General features: G+C 66.5%; 21 protein-coding genes. 7 read left to right on the top strand and 14 right to left on the bottom strand.

Annotated features, from left to right (window positions below; all coding sequences use genetic code 11):
• The first annotated feature begins 5 nt into the window (after window positions 1-5).
• Window positions 6-956: an endonuclease/exonuclease/phosphatase family protein gene (locus tag ABW18_RS07110; protein WP_049698287.1), complete on the top strand. Its 951-nt coding sequence runs from the start codon at window positions 6-8 to the stop codon at window positions 954-956.
• Complete coding sequence (locus tag ABW18_RS07105; protein ID WP_049698286.1) at window positions 953-1591, top strand: biliverdin-producing heme oxygenase; 639 nt, start codon at window positions 953-955, stop codon at window positions 1589-1591. Before ABW18_RS07110 ends, ABW18_RS07105 begins: the two co-directional genes overlap by 4 nt.
• Here ABW18_RS07105 and ABW18_RS07100 read toward each other — a convergent pair.
• Window positions 1537-2346 (bottom strand): TetR/AcrR family transcriptional regulator, encoded by an 810-nt coding sequence (locus tag ABW18_RS07100; RefSeq protein WP_049698285.1) that lies wholly within the window; start codon window positions 2344-2346, stop codon window positions 1537-1539. The two genes, ABW18_RS07105 and ABW18_RS07100, sit on opposite strands and share 55 nt — an antisense overlap.
• A 99-nt stretch (window positions 2347-2445) precedes the next feature.
• Between ABW18_RS07100 and ABW18_RS07095 the strand changes: the two genes are divergently transcribed.
• Entirely contained in the window at window positions 2446-3960 is a 1515-nt protein-coding gene (locus tag ABW18_RS07095) for an MFS transporter (RefSeq protein ID WP_049698284.1), read from the top strand.
• Here ABW18_RS07095 and ABW18_RS07090 read toward each other — a convergent pair.
• The 3 genes from ABW18_RS07090 to glnA form a co-directional block, all read right to left on the bottom strand.
• A complete protein-coding gene (locus tag ABW18_RS07090; RefSeq protein WP_152930030.1) occupies window positions 3941-4153 on the bottom strand; it encodes a hypothetical protein in 213 nt (70 codons plus the stop codon). The two genes, ABW18_RS07095 and ABW18_RS07090, sit on opposite strands and share 20 nt — an antisense overlap.
• A 58-nt stretch (window positions 4154-4211) precedes the next feature.
• Window positions 4212-4715, bottom strand: coding sequence for a DUF4189 domain-containing protein (locus tag ABW18_RS07085; RefSeq protein ID WP_235434304.1), 504 nt, complete (start codon window positions 4713-4715; stop codon window positions 4212-4214).
• A gap of 342 nt (window positions 4716-5057) precedes the next feature.
• On the bottom strand, window positions 5058-6491 hold the full coding sequence (glnA, locus tag ABW18_RS07080; protein ID WP_049698281.1) for a type I glutamate--ammonia ligase: 1434 nt from the start codon (window positions 6489-6491) through the stop codon (window positions 5058-5060).
• Between the two features lie 404 nt (window positions 6492-6895).
• Here glnA and ABW18_RS07075 point away from each other — a divergent pair, with 404 nt between their 5' ends.
• A complete protein-coding gene (locus ABW18_RS07075; protein ID WP_049698280.1) occupies window positions 6896-7399 on the top strand; it encodes an RDD family protein in 504 nt (167 codons plus the stop codon).
• Here ABW18_RS07075 and ABW18_RS07070 read toward each other — a convergent pair.
• From ABW18_RS07070 to ABW18_RS07040, 7 genes are all read right to left on the bottom strand, one after another.
• Window positions 7386-7790 (bottom strand): nuclear transport factor 2 family protein, encoded by a 405-nt coding sequence (locus tag ABW18_RS07070; RefSeq protein WP_049698279.1) that lies wholly within the window; start codon window positions 7788-7790, stop codon window positions 7386-7388. The genes ABW18_RS07075 and ABW18_RS07070 overlap by 14 nt on opposite strands.
• 15 nt (window positions 7791-7805) lie before the next feature.
• Window positions 7806-8549 (bottom strand): DUF4191 domain-containing protein, encoded by a 744-nt coding sequence (locus ABW18_RS07065; protein ID WP_049698278.1) that lies wholly within the window; start codon window positions 8547-8549, stop codon window positions 7806-7808.
• A 101-nt stretch (window positions 8550-8650) separates the two neighbouring features.
• The gene (gene lipA / locus ABW18_RS07060) at window positions 8651-9688 is read right to left on the bottom strand and encodes a lipoyl synthase (RefSeq protein WP_049698277.1); all 1038 of its coding nucleotides are present in this window, start codon (window positions 9686-9688) and stop codon (window positions 8651-8653) included.
• Entirely contained in the window at window positions 9685-10416 is a 732-nt protein-coding gene (gene lipB / locus ABW18_RS07055) for a lipoyl(octanoyl) transferase LipB (RefSeq protein ID WP_049698276.1), read from the bottom strand. Before lipB ends, lipA begins: the two co-directional genes overlap by 4 nt.
• Window positions 10417-10424: 8 nt before the next feature.
• Window positions 10425-11309 carry a TIGR01777 family oxidoreductase gene (locus ABW18_RS07050; RefSeq protein ID WP_049698275.1) on the bottom strand — a complete coding sequence of 295 codons (885 nt, stop codon included), beginning with the start codon at window positions 11307-11309 and terminating at the stop codon, window positions 10425-10427.
• A 7-nt stretch (window positions 11310-11316) separates the two neighbouring features.
• Window positions 11317-13095, bottom strand: coding sequence for a 2-oxoglutarate dehydrogenase, E2 component, dihydrolipoamide succinyltransferase (gene sucB / locus ABW18_RS07045; RefSeq protein ID WP_049698274.1), 1779 nt, complete (start codon window positions 13093-13095; stop codon window positions 11317-11319).
• Window positions 13096-13293: 198 nt separating this feature from the next.
• On the bottom strand, window positions 13294-14847 hold the full coding sequence (locus ABW18_RS07040; RefSeq protein ID WP_049698273.1) for a leucyl aminopeptidase: 1554 nt from the start codon (window positions 14845-14847) through the stop codon (window positions 13294-13296).
• Window positions 14848-15138: 291 nt separating this feature from the next.
• Here ABW18_RS07040 and gcvT point away from each other — a divergent pair, with 291 nt between their 5' ends.
• A complete protein-coding gene (gene gcvT, locus ABW18_RS07030; RefSeq protein ID WP_049698271.1) occupies window positions 15139-16248 on the top strand; it encodes a glycine cleavage system aminomethyltransferase GcvT in 1110 nt (369 codons plus the stop codon).
• 153 nt (window positions 16249-16401) lie between these two features.
• A complete protein-coding gene (locus ABW18_RS07025; protein WP_049698270.1) occupies window positions 16402-17508 on the top strand; it encodes a branched-chain amino acid aminotransferase in 1107 nt (368 codons plus the stop codon).
• A gap of 108 nt (window positions 17509-17616) precedes the next feature.
• Here ABW18_RS07025 and ABW18_RS07020 read toward each other — a convergent pair whose 3' ends face one another.
• The 3 genes from ABW18_RS07020 to ABW18_RS07010 are packed head-to-tail and all read right to left on the bottom strand — an operon-like array spanning window position 17617 to window position 20900.
• Entirely contained in the window at window positions 17617-18402 is a 786-nt protein-coding gene (locus ABW18_RS07020) for an adenosylcobinamide-GDP ribazoletransferase (protein WP_049698269.1), read from the bottom strand.
• Window positions 18403-18421: 19 nt separating this feature from the next.
• Window positions 18422-20209: a nicotinate-nucleotide--dimethylbenzimidazole phosphoribosyltransferase gene (gene cobT / locus ABW18_RS07015; RefSeq protein WP_049698268.1), complete on the bottom strand. Its 1788-nt coding sequence runs from the start codon at window positions 20207-20209 to the stop codon at window positions 18422-18424.
• 7 nt (window positions 20210-20216) lie between these two features.
• A complete protein-coding gene (locus ABW18_RS07010; protein ID WP_049698267.1) occupies window positions 20217-20900 on the bottom strand; it encodes a DUF3043 domain-containing protein in 684 nt (227 codons plus the stop codon).
• 145 nt (window positions 20901-21045) lie between these two features.
• Here ABW18_RS07010 and ABW18_RS07005 point away from each other — a divergent pair, with 145 nt between their 5' ends.
• Window positions 21046-22116, top strand: coding sequence for a glycerate kinase family protein (locus ABW18_RS07005; RefSeq protein ID WP_049698266.1), 1071 nt, complete (start codon window positions 21046-21048; stop codon window positions 22114-22116).
• Window positions 22117-22234: the final 118 nt, after the last annotated feature.

Raw genomic sequence — 22234 nt, 5'->3', positions numbered from 1 at the left:
GTTTGATGCGACGGCTTTTCGGGTTCGCACTGCTGCTCGTCGGCTGGGCGATGGTGGTCGCGGTCGGTGTTGCGGTCTGGCTGCACTACTCGCGCTCGCGCGGCGAGCTGACCATCTTCCTCACCAGCGCTGTGCCGTTCGCGATCGTTCCCGGTGTGCTCGCTGTCGTCGTGTTCGTCGTGTTCCGACGCTGGTTGATCCTGCCGGTGGCCATTGCCGCGGTGCTGGCGCTGTGTTTCACCCAGTTGCCGTTGTGGGTCGCACAGACGCCGCCTGCGGGGGAGAGGTTCACCGTGCTGACGGCCAATCTGCTGTTCGGCCAGGCCGACGTCGACCAGCTCGCCGATGTGGTGACGCGCGAAGGCGTCGACCTCGCGTCGTTGCAGGAGGTCACACCCGAATCGCTCGCGCGGCTGAACGCCAGCGGTGTCGCGAGGGAACTCCCGTACTCCTACGCCGTGCCCGGCACGTTCGCGATGGGCACCGCGATCTTCAGTCGTACGCCGCTGAGCGGGCAGGGCGAGATAGATCCGAACACGGTTCTGCACAATCTGAAGGCACGGACCGACCTGCCGGGAGCGCGCGACACCCAGGTGTTCGCGATGCATCCCGGAGCTCCATTGCGGGGCCGGACGGACGTCTGGGTACGCGACATGGACCTCTTACACGCTCGGATGCAGTCGATTCCGGCTGGGCGGGCGATCATGGCCGGTGATTTCAACGCGACGTGGGATCAGATTCGTTATCGCGATTTCCTCCAGAACGGATTCGCCGACACCGCCGAGCAATCCGGCGCGGGTTTCGTGCCCACCTATCCGACGGACAAGTGGGGTGGCATGCCGTTCCTCGCGCTCGATCACGTCGTCGTTCGTGGCTTCACCGCGTCGTCGGTCGATACCTTCGATCTCCGCGGTTCCGATCACCGCGGCGTGGTGGTATCACTGGTTGCATCATGACGACCATCTCCCAACGATTGCGCGAGGCGACCGCCGTCGCCCACCAGCAGGCCGAAAGCGCCACCTTCATCGACGATCTGCTGTCCGGCCGCCTCGACGCCGATCAGTACGGACGGCTGGCCGCTCAGTTGTACTTCGTGTACCGCGCGCTGGAAGAGGTCGGCACCGCGTTGTCCGGAGATCCGATTGCCGGCGCCGTACTCGACGACCGGCTGCGTCGGACGGAGCGGCTCCGCTCCGATCTCGTCGCGCTCGGCATCGACCCGGAGACCATCACGCCGCTGCCCGCTGTCGACCGGTACGTCGCCGCGATCGAGGCGACGGTCCACGAGCCGGCACGCTACATCGCGCATCACTACACGCGCTATCTCGGCGACCTGTCGGGCGGGCAAGTTGTCGCTCATCGGATGCGTGAGCACTACGGTCTCGACGCGTCGACGCTGAGCTTCTACACGTTCGACGGTATCGACAAGCTCAAGCGCTACAAGGATGCCTACCGGGATCGGATCGACGCGCTCGACATCGGCGAGAGCGGCGTCGACAACCTTGTGGCAGAAGCGATCTCGGCGTTCGAGTTGAATCAGGAGCTGTTCGCGGATCTCGACGCCGCGCGCGTGGGTGCCAGACCGGCCTGAGCGCGAGAGATCATTGCCTCGAGTCCGTCGAGGAGCACTCGCAGCCCGAAGTCGAACTGTTCGGTGAAGTAGTCGTCATCACCATCGTGCATCTGAGATACCGCCGCCGTGAGCGCTGGAAACCGCTCCGCGTCGACCAGGGCAAGCATCGTCGTCTCGTAGTCGTTGCCACTCCCGGACGTATCGGTGTCGTTTGGCTGTCCGAGCAGTCCCATCTGAGTCGCCTGGCGTACATGGTGGCGCACGAATCCGTCGACGAGTAGCAGCGCGTTGAGCTTCTCCTGACCCGACAGTTCGACGTCGTCGAACGCTCGCACACCCGCTTCTGTCCACGACACGGTGTTGGGACCCATCGGCGGGCGGGACATCGGGATCTCGGTGATCCACGGCCGGGCCCGCAGTACCGTTGCCGCCGACCGTGCCCACGCACCGACCCGGTCGCGCCACGGCCCCGATGCGGTCAGTTCGGGGTCCGGAAGGCCGTAAGCCTCATCGACGAGGAGGTCGACGACGTCGTCCTTGCCGTCGACGTAGCGATAGAGCGACATCGTGGAGAGACCCAGCGAGTCGGCGATGGCTTTCATCGACACCGACTCCCAGCCGCGCTCGTCAGCGATGGCGACCGCGGCGCGTGCGATCTCGCGGATCGTCAGCGATGGTTTGGGCCCCCGTCGGACGGCGACGGGTTCGCGTCCCCACAGTTGCGCGACCGAGCGGGGGAGCTGCGAGGGCGTCGAATCTTCCGTGGTGCTCATGCCGCCATCCTACAAACTGCTTGTGCTGTACACAGTTATCCGCTTAGTATCTGCGTACTACATAAACAGTCTATGCAATACGCAGAAAGAGGTGGTGTCATGTCCCCTCGTTCACCGTGGGCAGCGCTAGCGGCGCTGTGCATGCCCATGCTGATCGTCTCGATGGATGTCTCGGTGCTGTTCTTTGCGGTTCCCTTTATCGCTTCGGACCTGAATCCATCTGCAACACAACAGCTCTGGATCTTCGACATCTACGGATTCGTGTTGGCTGGCCTGCTGTTGACGATGGGCTCGCTCGCTGATCGCGTCGGGCATCGGCGCTTGCTGATGATCGGTGCCGTCGGATTCAGCGGCGCGTCGATTCTTGCCGCTTTTGCCCCGACGGCTTCGCTGCTGATCCTGGCACGAGCGGTGCTGGCGGTGTCCGGTGCGACGCTCATGCCGTCGACGCTGGCGTTGATCCGCCACATCTTCCTCGACGACGCCGATCGGGCCAAGGCGATCGCGGCGTGGAACGCGGTGCTCGCGGGCGGGGTCGCGGTGGGCCCTATCGTCTCCGGCCTGCTGCTCGAACACTTCTGGTGGGGATCGGTGTTCTTGATCAACGTTCCGGTGATGGCCGTGCTGCTCGTTGTCGCGCCCCTGCTCCTACCGGCCGATACCGCGGTCGTCGATCGGCGCGTCGACATCCTCAGTGCGCTGCTCGTCCTCGGAGCGATACTGCCGACGATCTACGCGATCAAGGAATTCGCCGCGGAAGGATGGTCGGTGGAGCGTGGGGTCGCACTCGTGGTCGGGTTCACGCTCGGGACGGTCTTCGTCGCGCGCCAAAAACGACTCAGCGATCCGATGATCGACCTCGGGCTGTTCGACGATCGGCGCTTCTCGGTGTCGATCTGGACCAACGTCGTGTGTATGTTCGCGTTGCTCGGGAATTCGATCATCGTGACGCAGTACCTGCAGTCGGTCCTCGGCTACTCGCCGCTGAAGGCCGCGCTGTGGAGTATCGCGCCCAGCGCGCTGGTCGCTGTGGCCGCACCACTCGCAGCCGTCGCCTCGGTGCGATGGGGCAGACCGATGGTGATGATCGCCGGATTGCTGACAGGGGCAGCAGGATTCGGTGTGCTCGCGGGATTGCTGGGAGTGCACACGCTTCTCGTTGCGCTGATCGGGTCGACGTTGATCGCGACGGGAATCGTCTCGGCGTCGTCGGTGATCGCCGACCATGTGATCGGTGTGGCGCCTGCCGAACGCGCGGGTGCGACGTCGGGACTCTTGGAGACCTCGAGCGAACTCGGCGGGGCGGTCGGTATCGCGGTGCTCGGTAGTGTGTTGAACCTGGTGTACCGCATGGCTTTTCCCGCGGATCTGGCGGTGGGGCAGGCGGGTACGAGCCTTGCGGGTGCAGCGGCGACCGCACGACATCTCGACAACGTTCAGGCGTCGAATGTGCTCGACGCTGCCCGCAGAGCATTTGTCGAAGGGGCGTCGGTCGCGGCCTGGGTCGGCGTCGGGGTGCTCGTGTCCACGGCGCTACTGGTGGTGTGGATGACGAGGACGTCGGACGTGGCCGATCGTCAGGAGAGTGCTGAACTCAGAAGACTTCGATCTTGACGCCGACGTCGACGATCATGTCGGTGCGACTGTCGGAGCTGTGTGCGAGTTCGATGAGTCGCTGAGTCTCCCCGTGGGGCACCTGCTTGCGGACGACGGCCTTGATCCCGTCGATGCTGATGCGGTCACCTGGCACGAGATCTTCAACAAAGAGCATGCGGGTCATGACCAAGAGATTACGTGTTGTTGGCATGTCGTGTGAGGGTACGAAGGCCCCATTGGCCCCTGTGAAGTGCATCACCAGCGTGGAGTCAGCCCGCGTTGGAGGTGCAACGACTGAAGATCACCTTCGGTGAACCGCCGGTCAGTCGCGTGGCTGCCGCGTCGCTCGCGGCCCGTTCGGTCGTTGCCCATGCCCATCCCCACGACAGGTCGGCCTGGGACTGAACGATGGCGCCGCAGGCGTTGCGCCACCAGATCGCAGCCTGACAACTCGACACCCCGCACTGAGAGAGCGCGCTACGCTCGGCCTCCGCCCGCGACAGTGAGTTGACGGCATAGCCGACGTCGCTGGTTTGCGTCGAGACCGCGATGGCGCCGTAGTAGTCGACAGGAGCAGGGGCCGGGGCCGCGGGAGGAAGGCCGGGAGTAGCAGTCGAATCCAAGTCGCGGGTCGTCGGTGCGCTGTAGTCATCGGTCGTCGTCGTGGTCGTCGTGCTCGACGACGCAACGGTCGACGAGTCGTCGGAGCGATTGGACGCCCAGATCACCACACCGACCACCGCGACGATCGCGAGTACGACGAGCACTCCCACGGCCGCAAGGATGGCGACGAGCCCGCCGTTGCCGCGTCGGGGCGGCTGTGGGGGTCCTCCGAACCCTCCACCTCCGTATCCTCCGCCTCCGTATCCTCCTGGTCCCGGACCGCCAGGGTAGGAGGGATAGGGGCCCTGCGGTGGAGGTCCTTGCGGGGGCCACGGTCCGTTTTGTCCCGATCCTGGGTAGGTCATGGGAACAGCATCGCATGGGGTCGGATGCGGGTCGGAGTCGAGTTCTGTTGTCGGCGTCAGGGTCTGCCGTGTGGATGACGCCCGACGCACACCGCCCGCCAGACCAAGTGGTCGGGCGGGCGGCGTGTGGTGCTGTTGTGCTGCGACTCAGCAGTCGTAGTACAGCGCGAATTCGTACGGGTGCGGGCGGATCTGAACCGGCTCGATCTCGTTCTCACGCTTGAGCGCGATCCAGGTCTCGATCAGGTCCTCGGTGAACACTCCACCGGCGGTGAGGTATTCGTGATCCTCTTCGAGCTTGTCGATGACGGCGCTCAGCGAGGTCGGTGCCTGCGGGATGTTCTTGGCCTCCTCCGGGGGAAGCTCGTAGAGATCCTTGTCGACGGGCTCGTGCGGCTCGATCTTGTTCTTGATGCCGTCGAGTCCGGCCATCATCATCGCGGCGAAGGCGAGGTACGGGTTGCCCGAGCTGTCGGGGCAGCGGAACTCGAGGCGCTTGGCCTTCGGGTTGTTGCCCGTGATCGGGATACGCACACAGGCCGACCGGTTGCGCTGGCTGTACACCAGGTTGATCGGAGCCTCGTAGCCCGGCACCAGACGCTTGTACGAGTTCACGGTCGGGTTGGTGAACGCCAGCAGCGACGGCGCGTGGTGCAGGATGCCGCCGATGTAGTAGCGAGCCAGATCCGACAGCCCCGCGTAGCCGGCCTCGTCGTGGAACAGCGGCTTGCCGTCCTTCCACAGCGACTGGTGAGCGTGCATGCCCGAGCCGTTGTCGCCGAAGAGCGGCTTCGGCATGAAGGTGACCGACTTGCCGTTCGCCCACGCCGTGTTCTTGATGATGTACTTGAACAGCAGCACGTCGTCGGCCGCATGGAGCAGCGTGTTGAACTTGTAGTTGATCTCGGCCTGGCCGCCGGTGCCCACCTCGTGGTGGCCACGCTCGAGCTCGAAGCCCGCGTTGGTCAGGTTGGTCGACATCTCGTCGCGCAGGTCGACGTAGTGGTCGTACGGCGCCACCGGGAAGTAGCCACCCTTGGGGCGGACCTTGTAACCGAGGTTCGGCGAACCGTCGGGGTCGACGGGCGAACCGGCGTTCCACCAGCCCGACTCGGACTCGACCTCGTAGTAGGTACCATTCATCTCCGAGCCGTAGGACACGCCGTCGAAGATGTAGAACTCGGCCTCGGCACCGAAGAAGCAGGTGTCGGCGATACCGGTAGAGGCCAGGTAGTCCTCGGCCTTACGGGCGACGTTGCGCGGGTCGCGGCTGTAGGCCTCACGGGTGAACGGGTCGTGGACGAAGAAGCTGACGTTCATCGTCTTGGCCTTGCGGAAGGGATCGATCTGAGCGGTTGCCGGATCCGGCAGCAGCATCATGTCCGACTCGTTGATGGACTGGAATCCACGGACAGACGAACCGTCGAAGGCGAGGCCCTCTTCGAAGACGCTCTCGTCGAACGCCGTTGCCGGGATGGAGAAGTGCTGCATCACGCCGGGCAGGTCGCAGAATCGGATGTCGACGTACTCGACACCTTCCTTCTTGATGCCCTCGAGTAGTTCTTCTTTGCTGCTGTACACCGTGCGGTGACTCCTTCACTATTTCGCCGGCGGGTGGCCACGAGACGGTCACCCGACACGCTCGTCCGCCACCGAGAGACAGCAGCGGATCTCAGCTCAGACCGTATGGATCGGACGTTGCCCGCGCGTCAAGGACGTGTTTCTCCTGTGTTACACACCGCGGACGTGGGACACCATAACTATTCCTGATTCCGGCCTTGCGCGCGTGGTGAATCTGACCACTCATCGGCGATACGTACGGAAGCTCGACGACGAGTGCCGATGCCGACCTGTGCGGGGCTGCCGGTGCTCTCATGTGCGGGGCATACACTGACGTGCAAGGACGAGCGCTCTGCACGGGCTCGTCGGGCGTACATTCCGCCGGCGGTTCACCTGTCGGGGGTCGAGGAGAGAGGGTGCCTGCGATGGGCCGCGCTACCGGATCATGGCTGTCGGGGCCTCAGGCTGGGCACGACGTCGACGTCGACGTCGAATACCGTGGCGCCGACCTCGGGCTCCCCGAGACCGGTCCCGGCTCGCTCGCGGGTGGCTGGCATCGCGTCGCCGGATTGATGGTCGACTGGCTGATCGCAGGCGGGCTCTCGTTGCTGTTCGTCCGCTTCGGTTCACCCGACATGGGCACGGTCATTCTGGCGGTGTGGTTCGTCGTCGGTGTCGTCACCGTGACGTTGTTCGGCTTCACGCCGGGGCAATTCGCCGTGGGTACCCGCGTGGCCCGCGTCGACTACGGCGCCGATCGCACCTCCGCAGAGGTGAGCGGCTCCGAGCACTTCGCAGCGGTCGGCCCGATCCGCGCGCTTGCGCGCCAGGTGCTGATCGTGTTCATCGTGCCCGCGCTGATGAACGACTACAACGGCCGCGCGCTGCATGATCGCGCTACCGGCACAGCGATGATCAGGACCCGCTGAGCTCTGCCGTCGCCTCTGCGCGAATCTGGTCGAACTGGGCGCCCATCGCTTCGGAGAGGGCCATCGCGGCCGACAACGGCCGCACCATCACCGTGAAGTCGACAATCCTGCCGTCGTCATCGAGGTGGAGGAAGTCGCAACCGGACACGGTCTTACCCGACACCTTTGCCTCGAACAGCAGCGCATGGTCGCGCCCGTCGGGCTCGCCGATCTCTCGCACGTAGTGAAAGTCCTCGAAGACCCGCATCACGCCGCGCAGAATCGCCGCCGTGATGGCCTTGCCCTCGTACGGCGTGAAGGCGACCGGGCTGGTGAAGACGACATTGTCGGCGAGGCATGCGGCCATCGCGGCTTCGTCGCCGCGCTCGACCGCTTCTCTGAATTCACGCATCGGGGTGCCGCGAGGTCAGCTACGACGACGCGCGGTGCGCTGCATGCTGCGCGTCTTCGCGTTCGCGGGCAGGGGGCCCTTCGGCATCGCAGGTCCGGAGCCGCGGCTGCTCAGCGCGCTGAGCCGACCCTCGAGGGCGTCGATGCGCTTGCCGTCGATGTTGCGGGGCAGCTTGTTGAGGTGGCGTTCGAGCTTGGAGAGCGGCACCTGGTCGTCGTCGTTGCCGACGTACACCTCGTAGATGGGTGTGTCGCCGACGACGCGTGCGGCCTTCTTCTTCTCCTGTGCCACCAACGAGCGCACTCGGGTGGGGGAGCCCTCGGCGACGAGGATCACCCCGGGCTTGCCGATCACGCGATGCACGGCGTCGAGGTGGCTGGTGCCCGCGACGGCCTGGCTGACCCGCCACTGGCCGCGCATGTTGCCCAGCGCCCAACCGGCTGCGCCCGGTTGTCCCTCGGCCCGCGTGTACACCGTCTTCTGGACACGACGACCGAACAGGACGAACGCCGCGAGGAGGCCGAGGATGACGCCGACCGGGATGAACAGCCACGGACTGCCGAACACGAATCCGAGAACGACGAACACCGCCACGACCAGCAAGAAGACACCGACCATGTACGGGATGAGCCGCTTGTCTTCTTTACGCTGCATCTGGAACGCCTGCCAGAGCTGCGTGTAACGCTCGCGCGAGGCCTTACGACGAGCCTTCTTCGCCGCGGCCTTTTCCTCTTTGCTTGCTGCAGACGCCTTTGCCATGCCCTCTAGGATACGTCCGACCGCCGACCGGCACGCCGGGGGTTGGCCGAGCTCTCAGGCGTCAGGGCTTTTTGAGCCGACGCCTGAGGGTTCGTCGGAAATCAGTGCGCGAGGCGTGAGAGGACGCTCGACGCTTCCTGGCTCGCCGACCCCTCGTTGGCGAGATGAGCCATCGCGGCGGGGATTTCGCGACCGTGATGGGCCATCGCCTGTGCATAGAGGCGCCCGGCACGATACGACGAACGAACCAGCGGTCCGGCCATCACACCGGCGAACCCGACCTCACGCGCGAAGTCGGAATGCTCGACGAACTCCTCGGGCTTGACCCAGCGCTCGACGGGATGGTGCCGCGGAGACGGCCGCAGGTACTGCGTGATCGTGAGGATGTCGCAGCCCGCCTCGTGCAGGTCGACGATGGACTCGCGGACCTCTTCGGGTGTCTCGCCCATTCCGAGGATCAGATTCGACTTGGTGACGAGTCCGAAGTCGCGTGCCTGGGTGAGGACGTCGAGCGACCGCTCGTATCGGAACGCAGGCCGGATGCGCTTGAAGATGCGGGGGACCGTCTCGAGATTGTGCGCCAGCACCTCGGGACGTGCGTCGAAGACCTCGTCGAGAAGGTCGGGCTTGGCGTGGAAGTCGGGAATCAGGTTCTCGACACCGGTGCCGGGGTTGAGTCGGTGGATTGCTCGCACCGTCTCGGCGTAGAGCCACGCACCCTCGTCGGGGAGGTCGTCGCGTGCGACGCCGGTGATCGTCGAGTAGCGCAGACCCATCGCCTGCACGCTCTCGGCGACACGTCGTGGTTCGTCGCGGTCGAGATCGGCCGGCTTACCGGTGTCGATCTGGCAGAAGTCGCAGCGTCGAGTGCACTGTTCGCCACCGATCAGGAAGGTGGCCTCGCGGTCTTCCCAGCACTCGTAGATGTTGGGGCATCCCGCTTCTTCGCAGACCGTGTGCAGCCCTTCGCGTTTCACGAGTCCCTTGAGCTCTGAATACTCGGGACCCATCGTTGCGCGCGTCTTGATCCACTTGGGTTTGCGTTCGATCGGGGTCTGCGCGTTGCGGACCTCGAGACGCAGCAGCTTGCGGCCATCGGGGGCGGTGGGAGTGGAGGCTTGTGAATCAGACACGGTCACCGCACCGATGCTACGCCCGGCTCGACGCTCGCCTGCGGGTCCGTTACCCCGATCACATCGGCGCCGACCTCACGGTGGTCGAACGCCGAGCGCACCGCGTCGACGATGTCGACGAGCACCTCGTCGACGGTGATCTCGTGGCCCGCTTCGAGTGCGAGCGAGGTGACGCCTGCGTCGGCGATGCCGCACGGGACGATGGCGTCGAATGCGCTCATGTCGGGGTTCACGTTCAGTGCGAACCCGTGCAGGGTGATTCCGCGTGCAACCCGGATGCCGATCTGGCCGAGTTTGCGTTCGCCCGCGTCGTCGCAGACCCACACTCCCGACCTGCCGTCGACGCGTCCGGCCGTGACGCCGAACCGCGCACAGACCGCGATGAGCGCCGACTCGATGCGTCGTACGTAATCGACGACGTCGAGCGGCTGGGCGAGAGCGACGATCGGGTAGCCCACGAGCTGGCCGGGACCATGCCAGGTGATGCGTCCACCACGGTCGACGTCGACGACGTTCGCGCCGTTGGTCGGAAGGTCGGACGGCTCGGTGCGCTTGCCCGCCGTGTATGTGGAGGGGTGTTCGAGGAGCAGGAGGAGATCGTGATCGAGCGTGCCGTCGGCGCGCTCGGCAGCGAGGGAGTGTTGGGTGTCGTAGGCGTCCTGATAGTCGACGACGCCGAGGGTGCGTACCTCGAAAGGGGTCTCAGGATCGGTACGGATGGATTCGCGTGGCATGGGGATCCCTACCGGTTCGCGTGGGCCAGCCCGGAGTCGATGTCCGGGTGGGTGAAGGTGAAGTCGTTGTCGGTGAGCACTCCGGGGGCAACGCGCTGACTGAACAGAATCATTTCCTGCGCCATCTCGCCGCCGACGAACTTCGCGGCGAAACCGGGCACCCGCGCGATCGTCGGACGGTGTACGGCCCGACCGAACGCCGACACGAAGTCGGCGAACGGTACCGCGTCGGGAGCGGCGAGGTTCACCGGTCCGCTGATCGTCGACGAGAGAAGGAACTCGATGGCGCGGATCTCGTCGACGAGCGTGATCCACGAAAAGTATTGGCGCCCACTGCCGATGGTGCCGCCGAGGCCGAGTTTGAACAGGGGGCGGAGCTTGGCGAGCAGGCCGCCGGAGCCGGAGAGCACCGGAGCTGTGCGCAACAAGACAACGCGAGTGTTCTCGCCCGCATTGCGCACCGCTGCGTCCTCCCAGTCGACGACGAGGTCGGCGAGGAAACCGCTTCCCGGGCCGTCGGACTCGATCGCCGCGTGTTCGCCGGTGTCGCCGTAGTAACCCGACGCACTGGCGCTGAGGAAGGTCGGGACTCCCGCCTTCCGCACGGCTTCGGCGATCACCTCGGTCGGAGTGATCCGGGTGTCGCGCAGCTCCTGTTTGAACCGACCCGTCCACAACTGGTTGCCCACCCCGACGCCGCCGAGACTGACCACGGCGTCGACACCGTCGAGGGCTTCGGCCGGGACCCCGAGGGTCTCGGGGTCCCAACCGAATTCGTCGTCGGACAGTGGTTCGTGACGAACCAGGCGTCGGACAGTGTGGCCGGCGTCGGTCAGCGAGGCGACCAGAGCCGAACCGATCAGCCCGTGGGAACCCGCGACGGCAATCAGCATGCGAGCCTTACAGCCCCAGTTCCGCTGCGAACTCGCCCTCTTCGAGGCGCTTCTTGATGGTCGTCAGGAAGCGGCCCGCGTCGGCGCCGTCGATGAGGCGGTGATCGTAGGTCAGCGGGAAGAACGACATCGAGCGCACCGCGATCGACTCCGAACCGTCGTCGCCGGTGATCACGACCGGACGCTTGACGATCGCGCCCGTGCCGAGCATCGCTGCCTGCGGCGGAACGAGGATCGGTGTGTCGAAGAGCGCGCCCTGGCTGCCGATGTTGGTGATGGTGAAGGTGCCACCCGCGAGCTCGTCGGGCTTGAGGCCGTTCGAGCGAGCCCGTGCCGCGATGTCGGCGATGGCACGTGCCAGACCGGCGAGCGAGAGGTCGTCGGCGTTGTGGATCACCGGGGACAGCAGTCCGTTCTCGGTGTCGACGGCGATTCCGAGATGCACCTTGTCGTAGTAGGTGATCTCCTTCTTCTCCTCGTTGATCGACGCGTTGACGTTCGGGTGCGCCTTGAGCGCCTCGACGACGGCCTTCGCGATGAACGGCAGGTAGGTGAGGTTCACACCCTCGGCGGCCTTGAACGACTCCTTGGCGGCCTTGCGCAGCGTCGCGACCTTCGACATGTCGATCTCGAAGACCTGGGTCAGCTGTGCGCTCTCCTGCAGGGACTCGCGCGTCTTCTTCGCCGTGATCTGCCGGATGCGGTTGATCTTCTGCGTGGTTCCACGCAGCTTGGCGAGTTCGGGGCGGACCTCGGGTCCGTGTGCGGCCGGCGCCGATGCGGCAGCGGCCGGAGCCGACGATGCCGCCGGTGCAGCAGCGGGCGCGGGTGCCTTCTTGGCCTCTGCCGCCGCGAGCACGTCCTGCTTGCGGATACGGCCACCGACACCGGTTCCCTTGATGGAGTTGAGGTCGATGTCGTTGTCGGAGGCCAACTTACGGACCAGCGGGGTCACGTACGGCGTGGATTCGACGGTCGGCGGATCAGAGGATTCCTTGGCCGCTGGCGCAGTGCTGGCCTTCGCGGGTTCGGGTTCCGGAGCAGCCTTGGCGGGCTCTGGCTCTGGCTCGGGTTCCGGCTCTGGCTCGGGTTCTGCCTTTGCCGGCTCGGGCTCTGGCTCCGGCTCGGGTTCTGGCGCCGCGCCGGCCGCAGACTTGTCGCCGATCACCGCGAGCTTGCCGCCGATCTCGACGACATCGTCTTCGTTGGCGACGATTTCGATCAGTGTGCCTGCGACGGGCGACGGGATCTCGGTGTCGACCTTGTCGGTCGAGACCTCGAGGAGTGGCTCGTCCTCGGCGACCTCGTCGCCGACCTGCTTGAGCCAGTTGGTGACGGTGCCCTCGGTGACGGACTCTCCGAGTTCCGGCATCAGGACGTCGGTTCCGGATGCCGATCCGCTGGGCGCAGCCTGCGCTGCGGGCTTCTCGGCGGGGGCGTCGGCGTCGGTGGACGGTGCCTCGGGCTCCGGCTCGGGTTCGGCGGCCTGCTCCGGCTCGGTGCCGCCTGCCGAATCCGAATCCGAATCGTCGGACGGGGCTGCTTCACCCTCCTCGCCGATGACCGCGAGCTCGCCGCCGATCTCGACGACGTCGTCCTCATGGGCGACGATCTTCGTCAGCACACCGGATGTCGGAGCGGGGATTTCGGTGTCGACCTTGTCGGTGGAGACTTCGAGCAATGGCTCGTCGGCCTCGACGGTGTCTCCCTCCTCCTTCAGCCACCGGGTGACTGTCCCCTCTGTGACGCTTTCACCAAGGGCTGGCATCTGGACGGAGAAGGCCATCGTTGTTGACTCCTCGACTCGACGTATGTGTCTGGGTTATGTGTGGTCTGTCGCGGTGGTGTGTGCGCCTCCGAGACACGGGCGTCGGCGGGTGGCCGATGCCCACGCGCTAAACCCTACCCGCCACCGGCCCGCGCCATGTGGCGTGTCGACGCAACTGCGTTGGCGAGTCGGGGATGGTGGCGGATAGGGGTGCGCTCAGCCGTTCTCGGCGATGTCTTCGATCACGCGCGCGATGGTGCGGACCGGAACGCCGGTTCCGCCCTTGGGGGTGTAACCCCACGGCGCTCCGGAGTTGAAAGCCGGTCCGGCGACGTCGATGTGGGCCCACTGCACGCCGTCGGCGACGAACTCCTTGAGGAACAGGCCCGCGGCGAGCATGCCGCCGTTGCGGTGATTGGTGACGTTGGCGAGATCGGCGACTCGCGACTTCAGATCTGCGCGCAACTCGGCGGCAAGCGGCATCGGCCACGCGTTCTCGCCCACCTCTTGCGAGAGCTCGGCGACGCGGTCGCGGAACTCCTCGGTGCCCATGACACCCGGCGTGCGCGCCCCGAGCGCGACCATCTGGGCGCCGGTGAGCGTCGCGGTGTCGATGAGGTAGTCGGGGTCGTCCTCGCATGCGCGCACGATCGCGTCGGCAAGAACAAGGCGACCCTCGGCGTCGGTGTTCAAGACCTCGACCGTGGTTCCGCCATATTGCGTGAGTACGTCGCCGGGGCGCTGGGCGGTGCCCGACGGCATGTTCTCGGCCATCGGCACGGTGGCGGTGACCGAGACGTCGACGTCGAGACGAGCGGCGAGGATGGTGGCCGCGATGACGGCGGCGGCACCACCCATGTCGGAGGTCATGTGGTCCATGTTGGCTGCGGGTTTGATCGAGATGCCGCCGGTGTCGAAGGTGATGCCCTTGCCGACGAGCGCCACCTTCTTGGCGTCCTTCTTTCCCGTGTGCGTCAGCCGGACCAGTCGCGGCAGGCGTGAACTGCCCTTGCCGACGCCGATGATCCCGCCGTACCCGCCCTTCTCCAGCTCGGTGTCGTCGAGGATCTCGACCTTCAGGCCGACTTTGCTACCGAGGTAGCGGGCGCGCTCGGCGAACTCCTCCGGATAGAGGTGGCTCGGCGGGGTGTTCACGAAGTCGCGGGCGATCGCGGTGGCATCGGCGACGGAGACGGCGTGCTCGAGCTGCGCGGTCGCAGCTTTGCCGGTGTTCTCCACGAGCAGGCGCACCGAGGTCGGCGGAGTCTTCGTGGGAAGCGTTTTGGCAGAACGGAATTCGTCGAACCGATAGGCGCCGAGGAAGAAGCCCTCGGCTACGGGCTCGATGCCTCCCGCCGCGAGAGTGGTGGCGACCTGCTCGTGACCGTTCAGTGCTCGAGCCACGATGCCCGCGGCTTGGCGAAGCTTCTCGGGATTCTCGACGTCGTCGGACGAGCCGAGGCCGACGGCCACCACGGCGTCGACGCCGAGCGACTCGGGGGCGGGAACGGTCGAGACATCCCCGTGTGCGCCGCTGGCACCGACCGCGACGAGCGCGTCGCTGATGGCCGACGCCTGCGCGTCGTCGAGGAGTCCGTCGCCGATGAACAGGGTGGGCGCCGCGTCGGAGTCCGTTTTCGTGGAGTCCTCGGGTTCAGAACTCTCGGGTGACACGAGCCCGATGACGAGTACCTCGTCGTTCTTGTCGAGGGAGGTTGCCAGTTGGATCTTGGGACCGCGTGTCCGGTCGACGCTCTCGTTCTTACTCACCCGCTCAACTCTGCCACGTCATTCCGCGGACCGACACGATCTCCGCCGAGCGGGTCCGACACCGGCAACGTTGCCTACGGTGACCCGGTGAGCGTGAGTTCGAAGAGGCGCGCCTGGCCGTCCGCGACGGCAACGTCGTGACGACAGTGGGCGGCGCCGAAGCGCAGGGGATCACGGTCGACCACTTCGATCTGCGGACGGTCGAGGGCGTGCAGGGCTACGGCGTCCCCTGAGTCGGCCGCTGTGTCGTGCGAGGTGCGCGGGCTCGACGTCGATCGGTAATCTGCCCGCATGACCGAATTGCTCGCCGGACCCATCGCCGACCGCCACTACGCACTCGGTGCCACCTTCGCCGAATTCGGTGGATGGCACATGCCCGTCTCGTATGCAGGCACCGTCGCAGAACACAACGCCGTCCGCGAGGCCGTCGGGATCTTCGATGTCAGTCATCTCGGCAAGGCGCTCGTGAAGGGTTCTGGCGCAGCAGATTTCGTCAACTCGACGCTCACGAACGACCTGGGGAAGATCCACGCCGGCAAGGCGCAGTACACCCTGTGCTGCAACGAGTCCGGGGGAGTGGTCGACGACCTCATCGCCTACCTCGTCTCCGACGACGAAGTGTTCCTGGTTCCCAACGCCGCGAACACCGCGAAGGTCGTCGCCGCGTTGCAGGCGGTCGCGCCCGACGGTATCGAGATCACCGACGCGCATCGTGACTATGCCGTCTTCGCCGTCCAGGGACCGAAGAGTCCGGATGTGCTTGCCGCCGTTGGCCTTCCGACCGACATGGAGTACATGGCGTACGCGGATGCCGACCTCGAGACCGACGACGCGTCGTATCCGGTGCGAGTATGCCGTACCGGATACACCGGCGAGCGGGGGTACGAGATCCTCCCGCGATGGAGCGATGCCGGGCCGGTCTTCGACGCGCTGCTGACCGAGGTGACCAACGCCGGGGGCCAGCCCGCCGGACTCGGTGCTCGCGACACCCTGCGCACCGAGATGGGCTACGCGCTGCATGGTCACGAACTCACCGAGCAGATCACGCCCAACCAGGCACGCAGTGGATGGGCGGTCGGGTGGGACAAGCCGACGTTCTTCGGTCGCGACGCCCTCGTGGCGGAGAAGGAGGCCGGACCTGCCCGACGCCTCTACGGACTCAAGGCCACGGGCCGCGGCGTTCCGCGCGCGGGACTGACGGTGCTTGCCGGTCCGGGTGGCGAGACCGTCGGCGAGACGACGTCCGGGACGTTCTCTCCGACCCTCAAGCAGGGCATCGCGCTCGCACTGATCGACACGGCGTCGGGCATCAAGAAGGGTGCGGAGGTCGTGATCGACGTCCGCGGGCGTGAGCTGACCTGCGAGGTGGTGATCCCGCCGTTCGTCGAGTCGCATGTGTGATCTCGACAAGCTCGATCAGCGGTGGGGCGTCTCGATCAGCGAAGGCGGCGTCTCGATCAGCGAAGGCAGGGTCTCGATCGGCGGGTGGGGCCGTCTTGATCAGCGTGGGTGGTCGGTGAGGGTAGGTTTTCTTCGCGGCGTTACCATAGGCCAATGACCTTGCAGTTCACCCGTACCGAGCATCCCCATCCGGTGTCGGAATCCCGTCGGGCGGAGATCCTCTCCGCTCCAGGATTCGGCAAGTACTTCACCGACAACATGGTGCTGGTGGACTACGACATAGATCGCGGTTGGCACAGTGCGAAGGTCACGCCATACGGACCGATCGCGCTCGATCCGTCGGCGATGGTTCTGCATTACGGACAGGAAGTCTTCGAGGGTCTGAAGGCGTATCGGCAGCCCGACGGCTCGATCGCCGCGTTCCGTCCGGAGGCCAACGCACTGCGGCTGCAGCGTTCCGCTGAACGCCTCGCGATGCCGCCTCTGCCCGTCGACGACTTCATCGAATCGCTGCGGGCACTGCTGGCTGCCGACAACGCATGGGTTCCGCCCGCCGGCGGTGAGGAATCGCTGTACCTGCGCCCGTTCATGTTCGCCTCGCAGGCGGGGCTGGGAGTCAACGCGCCGTCGTCGCAGTACGTCTATTCGGTGATCGGCTCGCCCGCAGGCGCCTACTTCTCCGGCGGGATCAAGCCGGTCAGCGTGTGGCTGTCGACCGAATATGTGCGCGCGGCACCCGGTGGTACCGGCGCTGCGAAGTGCGGCGGCAACTACGCCGCGGCCTTCCTCGCGCAGGCGCAGGCCACCGCACAGGGCTGCGACCAGGTGGTCTGGCTCGACGCCGTGGAGCGTCGCTTCATCGAGGAGATGGGCGGCATGAACCTGTTCTTCGTGTTCGGCTCGGGAGCCGACGCGCGGCTGGTGACTCCGGAACTGTCGGGTTCGTTGCTGCCGGGTATCACGCGTGAATCGCTGCTCACCCTTGCGATCGACGCCGGGTTCTCCGTCGAGGAACGACGCATCTCCACCGAGGAACTCCGCAAGGGTGTCACGTCGGGCGACATCACCGAGGTCTTCGCTTGCGGCACAGCCGCGGTCATCACACCGGTCGGCCACGTGAAGAGCGAGACCGACGACTACACGATCGGCAACGGCACCACGGGTGAGGTCACCCAGGCGCTTCGCGACACACTCACCGGCATTCAGCGCGGTACATTCGCCGACACCCACGGGTGGATGACGACGCTGTATCCGGCCTGATCCGAATCCCCTGATCCAGACGTCCGACGGGTCCCCGACGCTCCGGCCTCGGGGGCCCGCGGCGTATCCGGGTCAGAATCGTCGGAGTCTGTAGTCAGCTAGCGGCACTCAGATCAGTAGTCCCACAAGGGCTATGGCCGTCGACAGCTCGATCACCGCGCCGAGCACGTCGCCGTTGATCCCACCCATACGGCGCGCGCAGTGTCGGGTGAACAACCACGCGAAGCCGAGCACGATCACGGCTGTGACGGCCGCACCCAACGCCGATCCGACGTCGAACACGTTGGGCGACAACGATTGCCAACCGCCCGCGACCACCATCGCGACGATCGCCAACACCGACCACACGACGATTGATGCCCGTTGGGTACCCGCGACGAGTGCGCCGAACCCGGTGGAGCGTGCCGGCGGTAGTGACCGTCGACAGGCGATCACGGCGGCCACGCGCCCGACGAAAACCGCCGCGGCAATGGCCGGCCATCGCGAATCACCGGTCAGCGCAGCGAATCCCGCTGTGTCGACGATCATCACCGCCGCAATGGTCGCCACCCCGAACGGTCCCGCTGATCCGCTGCGCATGACCTCGGCGACCCGTTCGGGTGGACCGTAGCATCCGAGGCCGTCCGCGGTGTCGGCCAAGCCGTCGAGATGCATGCCCCGTGTCCCCACACCGAGGACGACGACGAGCAGGATGCCGATCAGGGTGGTGGGGAGGTCGGTCAGACTCAACGCCCACGCAAGGACCGCGACAAGAGTGCCGAGGGCGAGGCCGACAACCGGAACCGCGGCGATCGCCGCGGCGCCGAATCGTCGATCAAAAGTGTTGTTGCGCAACGGGATAGGCACGACGGTCAGCCATGAGAACGCGCCCGCGAGAGCGTCGACCGGCGACATCCTGCCGCCCACGCCCGGGTCAGACCCCCGCGTCGCTGGTGGTCAGGGCCGCCGACGAGTCGGCATCGCTGATCCCTGCCTCGTCGAACGTCGACATGCCTCGCAGAATCTCCACGGACGAGGAGACGACGGGTAGCGCCATCAGCGCACCGCTGCCTTCGCCTAGGCGCATCCGCAGCTCGAGGATGGGCTCGAGGTCGAGGTGTTCGAGCGCGAAGGTGTGCGCGGGTTCGACCGACCGGTGACCGGCAACCCACCAGCTCACGGCGCCGGGCGCCAGTTCGGCCGCGACGAGCGCCGCCGCCGTGACCACCACACCGTCGAGTATCACCGGTGTGCGACGCACGGCGGCCTGTGCCAGGAACCCGGCCATCGCGGCGATGTCGGCGCCGCCGACAGCAGCCACGAGTGCGAGGGGATCGTGGATGTAGCGTCGTCCGCGCCGCATGCCGTCGCGGATGGCCGCAGTCTTCCGCATCCAGCCGAGGTCGTCGATGCCGGTGCCGCGGCCGACTACTTCGACCGGCTCGTGGCGGGTCAGGGTACCGACGAGAATCGCTGCGGGAGTGGTGTTTCCGATGCCCATCTCACCCGCGATGAGAAGGTCTGCACCAGAGTCAACCAAGTCGTCGACGATGGCACGTCCTGCGGCGATGGACGCGCGAGCCTCGGCGATGGTCAACGCATCGGTGACGCGGAGGTCGCCGCTGCCGCGTCGAACCTTGTAGCGCGAGACCTCGGGTGGGGTGTCGGCGTCGACCGACATGTCGACGACGTGCAACGTCGCGCCGCTCTGGCGGGCGAGGACGTTGACCGCTGCGCCTCCCGAGGCGATGTTCGCGACCATCTGCGCGGTCACCTCGGGCGGGTACGCGGAGACACCGGCCTGCGCGACGCCGTGATCGCCCGCGAACACCACCACGTTCGCCTGCTCGATCGAGCGGGGCGGACACTCGCCCTGACACGCGGCGATCCATGCGCTGAGGTCTTCGAGCCTGCCGAGCGAACCAGCGGGCTTGGTCAAGGTGAGCTGACGGTCGCGCGCGGCCTGCGCGACGGACTCGTCCGGACGGTCGATGTGGTCGAAAACCTCGGCATCGGTCGCGACGACTTCGTGAGGCTCCGACATGCTGCCGGACGCTGCCGGTGCGGTGTGCGGAGCCGCCGGTTCAGTAGCGGCTGCAGTAACGGCCGCCGCCGGTGCGACGTCGGGTGCCGCCGGTTTCTGTGGTGACCTTTGCTGCTGTGCCGTCTGCGCCTCCGGGGCCGGGAAGTCGGCGGGGAGTTCGACGACGCGGCCGGCTACGACGAGCAGGACGCGGTCGCAGACGGCTGCGACGGCCGAATTCAGGGCACCGAGTTCGTCCTGGAACGTGCGGCCGACGGCGGTCGAGGGGACCGGTGCCAGCCCGACCTCGGGGCTGATGATGACGAGGTCCGCGGTGACGGCACTGATCGCCGCGCACAATTGCTTCGTGCGATCGGAGCGGTCGATCGGCGATTCCCAGCCGTTGGTGGCGTCGATGTCGGCGGCCAACCAGTTGCCGAGGTCGTCGACCAGTGTGGCGACGTCGGGCGTGGTCGACAGTTCGGTGGTGAGATCGGTCGTCTCGACGGTCGTGTATCGCTCGTCGCGGCGTCGTCGATGTTCCTCGACTCGCGCGACCCACTCCGCATCGGAGGTCAGCGTCGGCCCGGTTGCGATGTAGCGGACCTCGGTGTGCTCGGCGAGCAGTGCCTCGCCCACCCCCGATTTGCCCGACCGCACGCCCCCGAGCACCAGTGTGCGGGTGCCCCTCGTGGTCATCGTCGGATCAGACCTCGTCGCCCGCAGAGACCTGTGGCTTGGGTGCGCGCATGCGGCGGAGCTGCATGGCGCGGGTGAATGCGTACCAACCGAGGCGGAAGCCGGTGTCGTCGGTGTCGGGGAAGCGCTCGCGAACGCGCTTGTTGACCAGCCTGCCCAGGATCACGGCATCGATGGCCATCAGGACCACGAACGCCAGCAACACGAAGTTCGCGTACGCGGCGATCGACGGAAGGAACATCACCACGATCAGCACCACCGCGAACGGCATGAACAGGCCGGCGAAGTTGCGTCGCGAATCGACGAGATCGCGGGCGTAGCGCCGGACAGGACCCTTGTCGCGGGGCATCAGATAGCGCTCGTCGCCCGCCATCATCTTCTCGCGCTGCTCTGCGCGCTGGTTGCGGCGTTCATCGCTGAGTTTGCGACGATCCTCACGCGACATCGAGCTCTTGAGCTGCTTCTTCCGGGCGCGTGCCTCGGCGCGGGTGGTCGGCGGAGGTGCGACCGGGCCACGACGACGGCCTTCGGCCTCACGACGCGACGGTGTCGGGCGCCCCTTGCCCGCTGTGTATGCGCTGCCTTTGGTCTCGGAGGTGGTCTCGGCTTCGTCGACGGTCGTCGTCGCTTTGTCGAGTGACACCGTGCCCTCGTCGGCGGTGTCGTCGTCCTTGTTCCATGGCAGTCTCACGCCTTCGAGGGTAGGTGATCTAGCGCTGCCGCGGTTCGCCGACCTCCCTATACTTCCCGGGCATGGGCCCGAGCAGTCACGTGTGGGAGACAACCGCGCGCACCTGCGTCGACGCCAGGGTGTCGAGCGAACAGAGGTGGGGCGAATGCGGGTCCTGATAGCGCCGGATTCGTTCGGCGACACGCTGACGGCGGTCGAGGCCGCGAACGCCATCGGCGAGGGATGGTCGGCGGGCCGACCGGACGACGAGATCACGCTCGCGCCGCAGTCCGACGGGGGACCGGGATTCGTCGACGTCCTCGCCGCGCGTTTCGGGCGCACCGTGACCGAGCGCGTCGTCGGTCCGCTCGGTGCCGCGGTCACGGCGCGATGGCTGCTCGACGACAGGGACTCCGAGAGGCTCGTCGCCTACATTGAGTGTGCGCAGGCGTGCGGTCTGCACCAACTCGGTGGTGGGCCGACGCCGCGCACCGCCCAGTCGGCCGACACGTACGGGGTCGGCCTGCTCGTCGACGCCGCGTTGAAGGCCGGAGCACGCGAGGTGGTCGTAGGTCTCGGCGGGAGTGCCACCACCGACGGCGGCCACGGGTTGATCGACGCCCTGGGCGGGTCGGCGAAGGCTGCGGAGCGTTTCGCCGACGTCGCGCTGATCGCGGCGTCCGACGTCGAGAATCCCCTGCTGGGACCGCTGGGTGCCGCATCCGTGTTCGGTCCGCAAAAGGGTGCCGACGCCGAGACCGTCGGCCGTCTCGAGGAGCGACTCACGCAGTGGTCGCGAGTGCTGGCATCGATTGCTGGTCGTGACGTCAGTGGTGAGCCGGGAGCCGGAGCCGCCGGTGGGCTCGGGGCGGCATTGCTCGCACTGGGCGCACGCCGGGTGTCCGGTGCGACGATCGTCGGCGAGGCCACCGATCAGGCCGCGGAGATCGCGCGCACCGATCTCGTGCTGACCGGCGAGGGGAAGTTCGATTCCCAGACGCTGCGCGGAAAAGTCGTGTCGGCGCTGAACGCCGCGGCGACCGAGGTTGGTGCGCCGACCGTCGTCTTCGCGGGTCAGGTGGCGTTGACCCCGGACGAGATCGCCGAGGCCGGGATCGCCGGTGCCCACTCGATCGTCGAACAGGCGGGATCGGTCGAACTCGCGATGAGCGACGCGCGCAACCAACTCACCGCTCTCGCTGCCCGCGCCGCGGCATCGTGGCTCCCGACCGGGTGAGAAAACCTGCGGTTGACGGCACGCAGATATGTGCACACTCCGGGAATACGCACATAGGGGGTACCGTTGACAACAGACGAACAAAAGGCCTGCATCGTCAGCCGACGCGTTCGAGTCG

Origin of the sequence: Gordonia jacobaea (assembly GCF_001186365.1) — a bacterium.
GTDB lineage: Bacteria > Actinomycetota > Actinomycetes > Mycobacteriales > Mycobacteriaceae > Gordonia > Gordonia jacobaea.
Note: the sequence above shows the minus strand (reverse complement) of the source record. Positions and strands in the feature narration are given on the sequence as shown.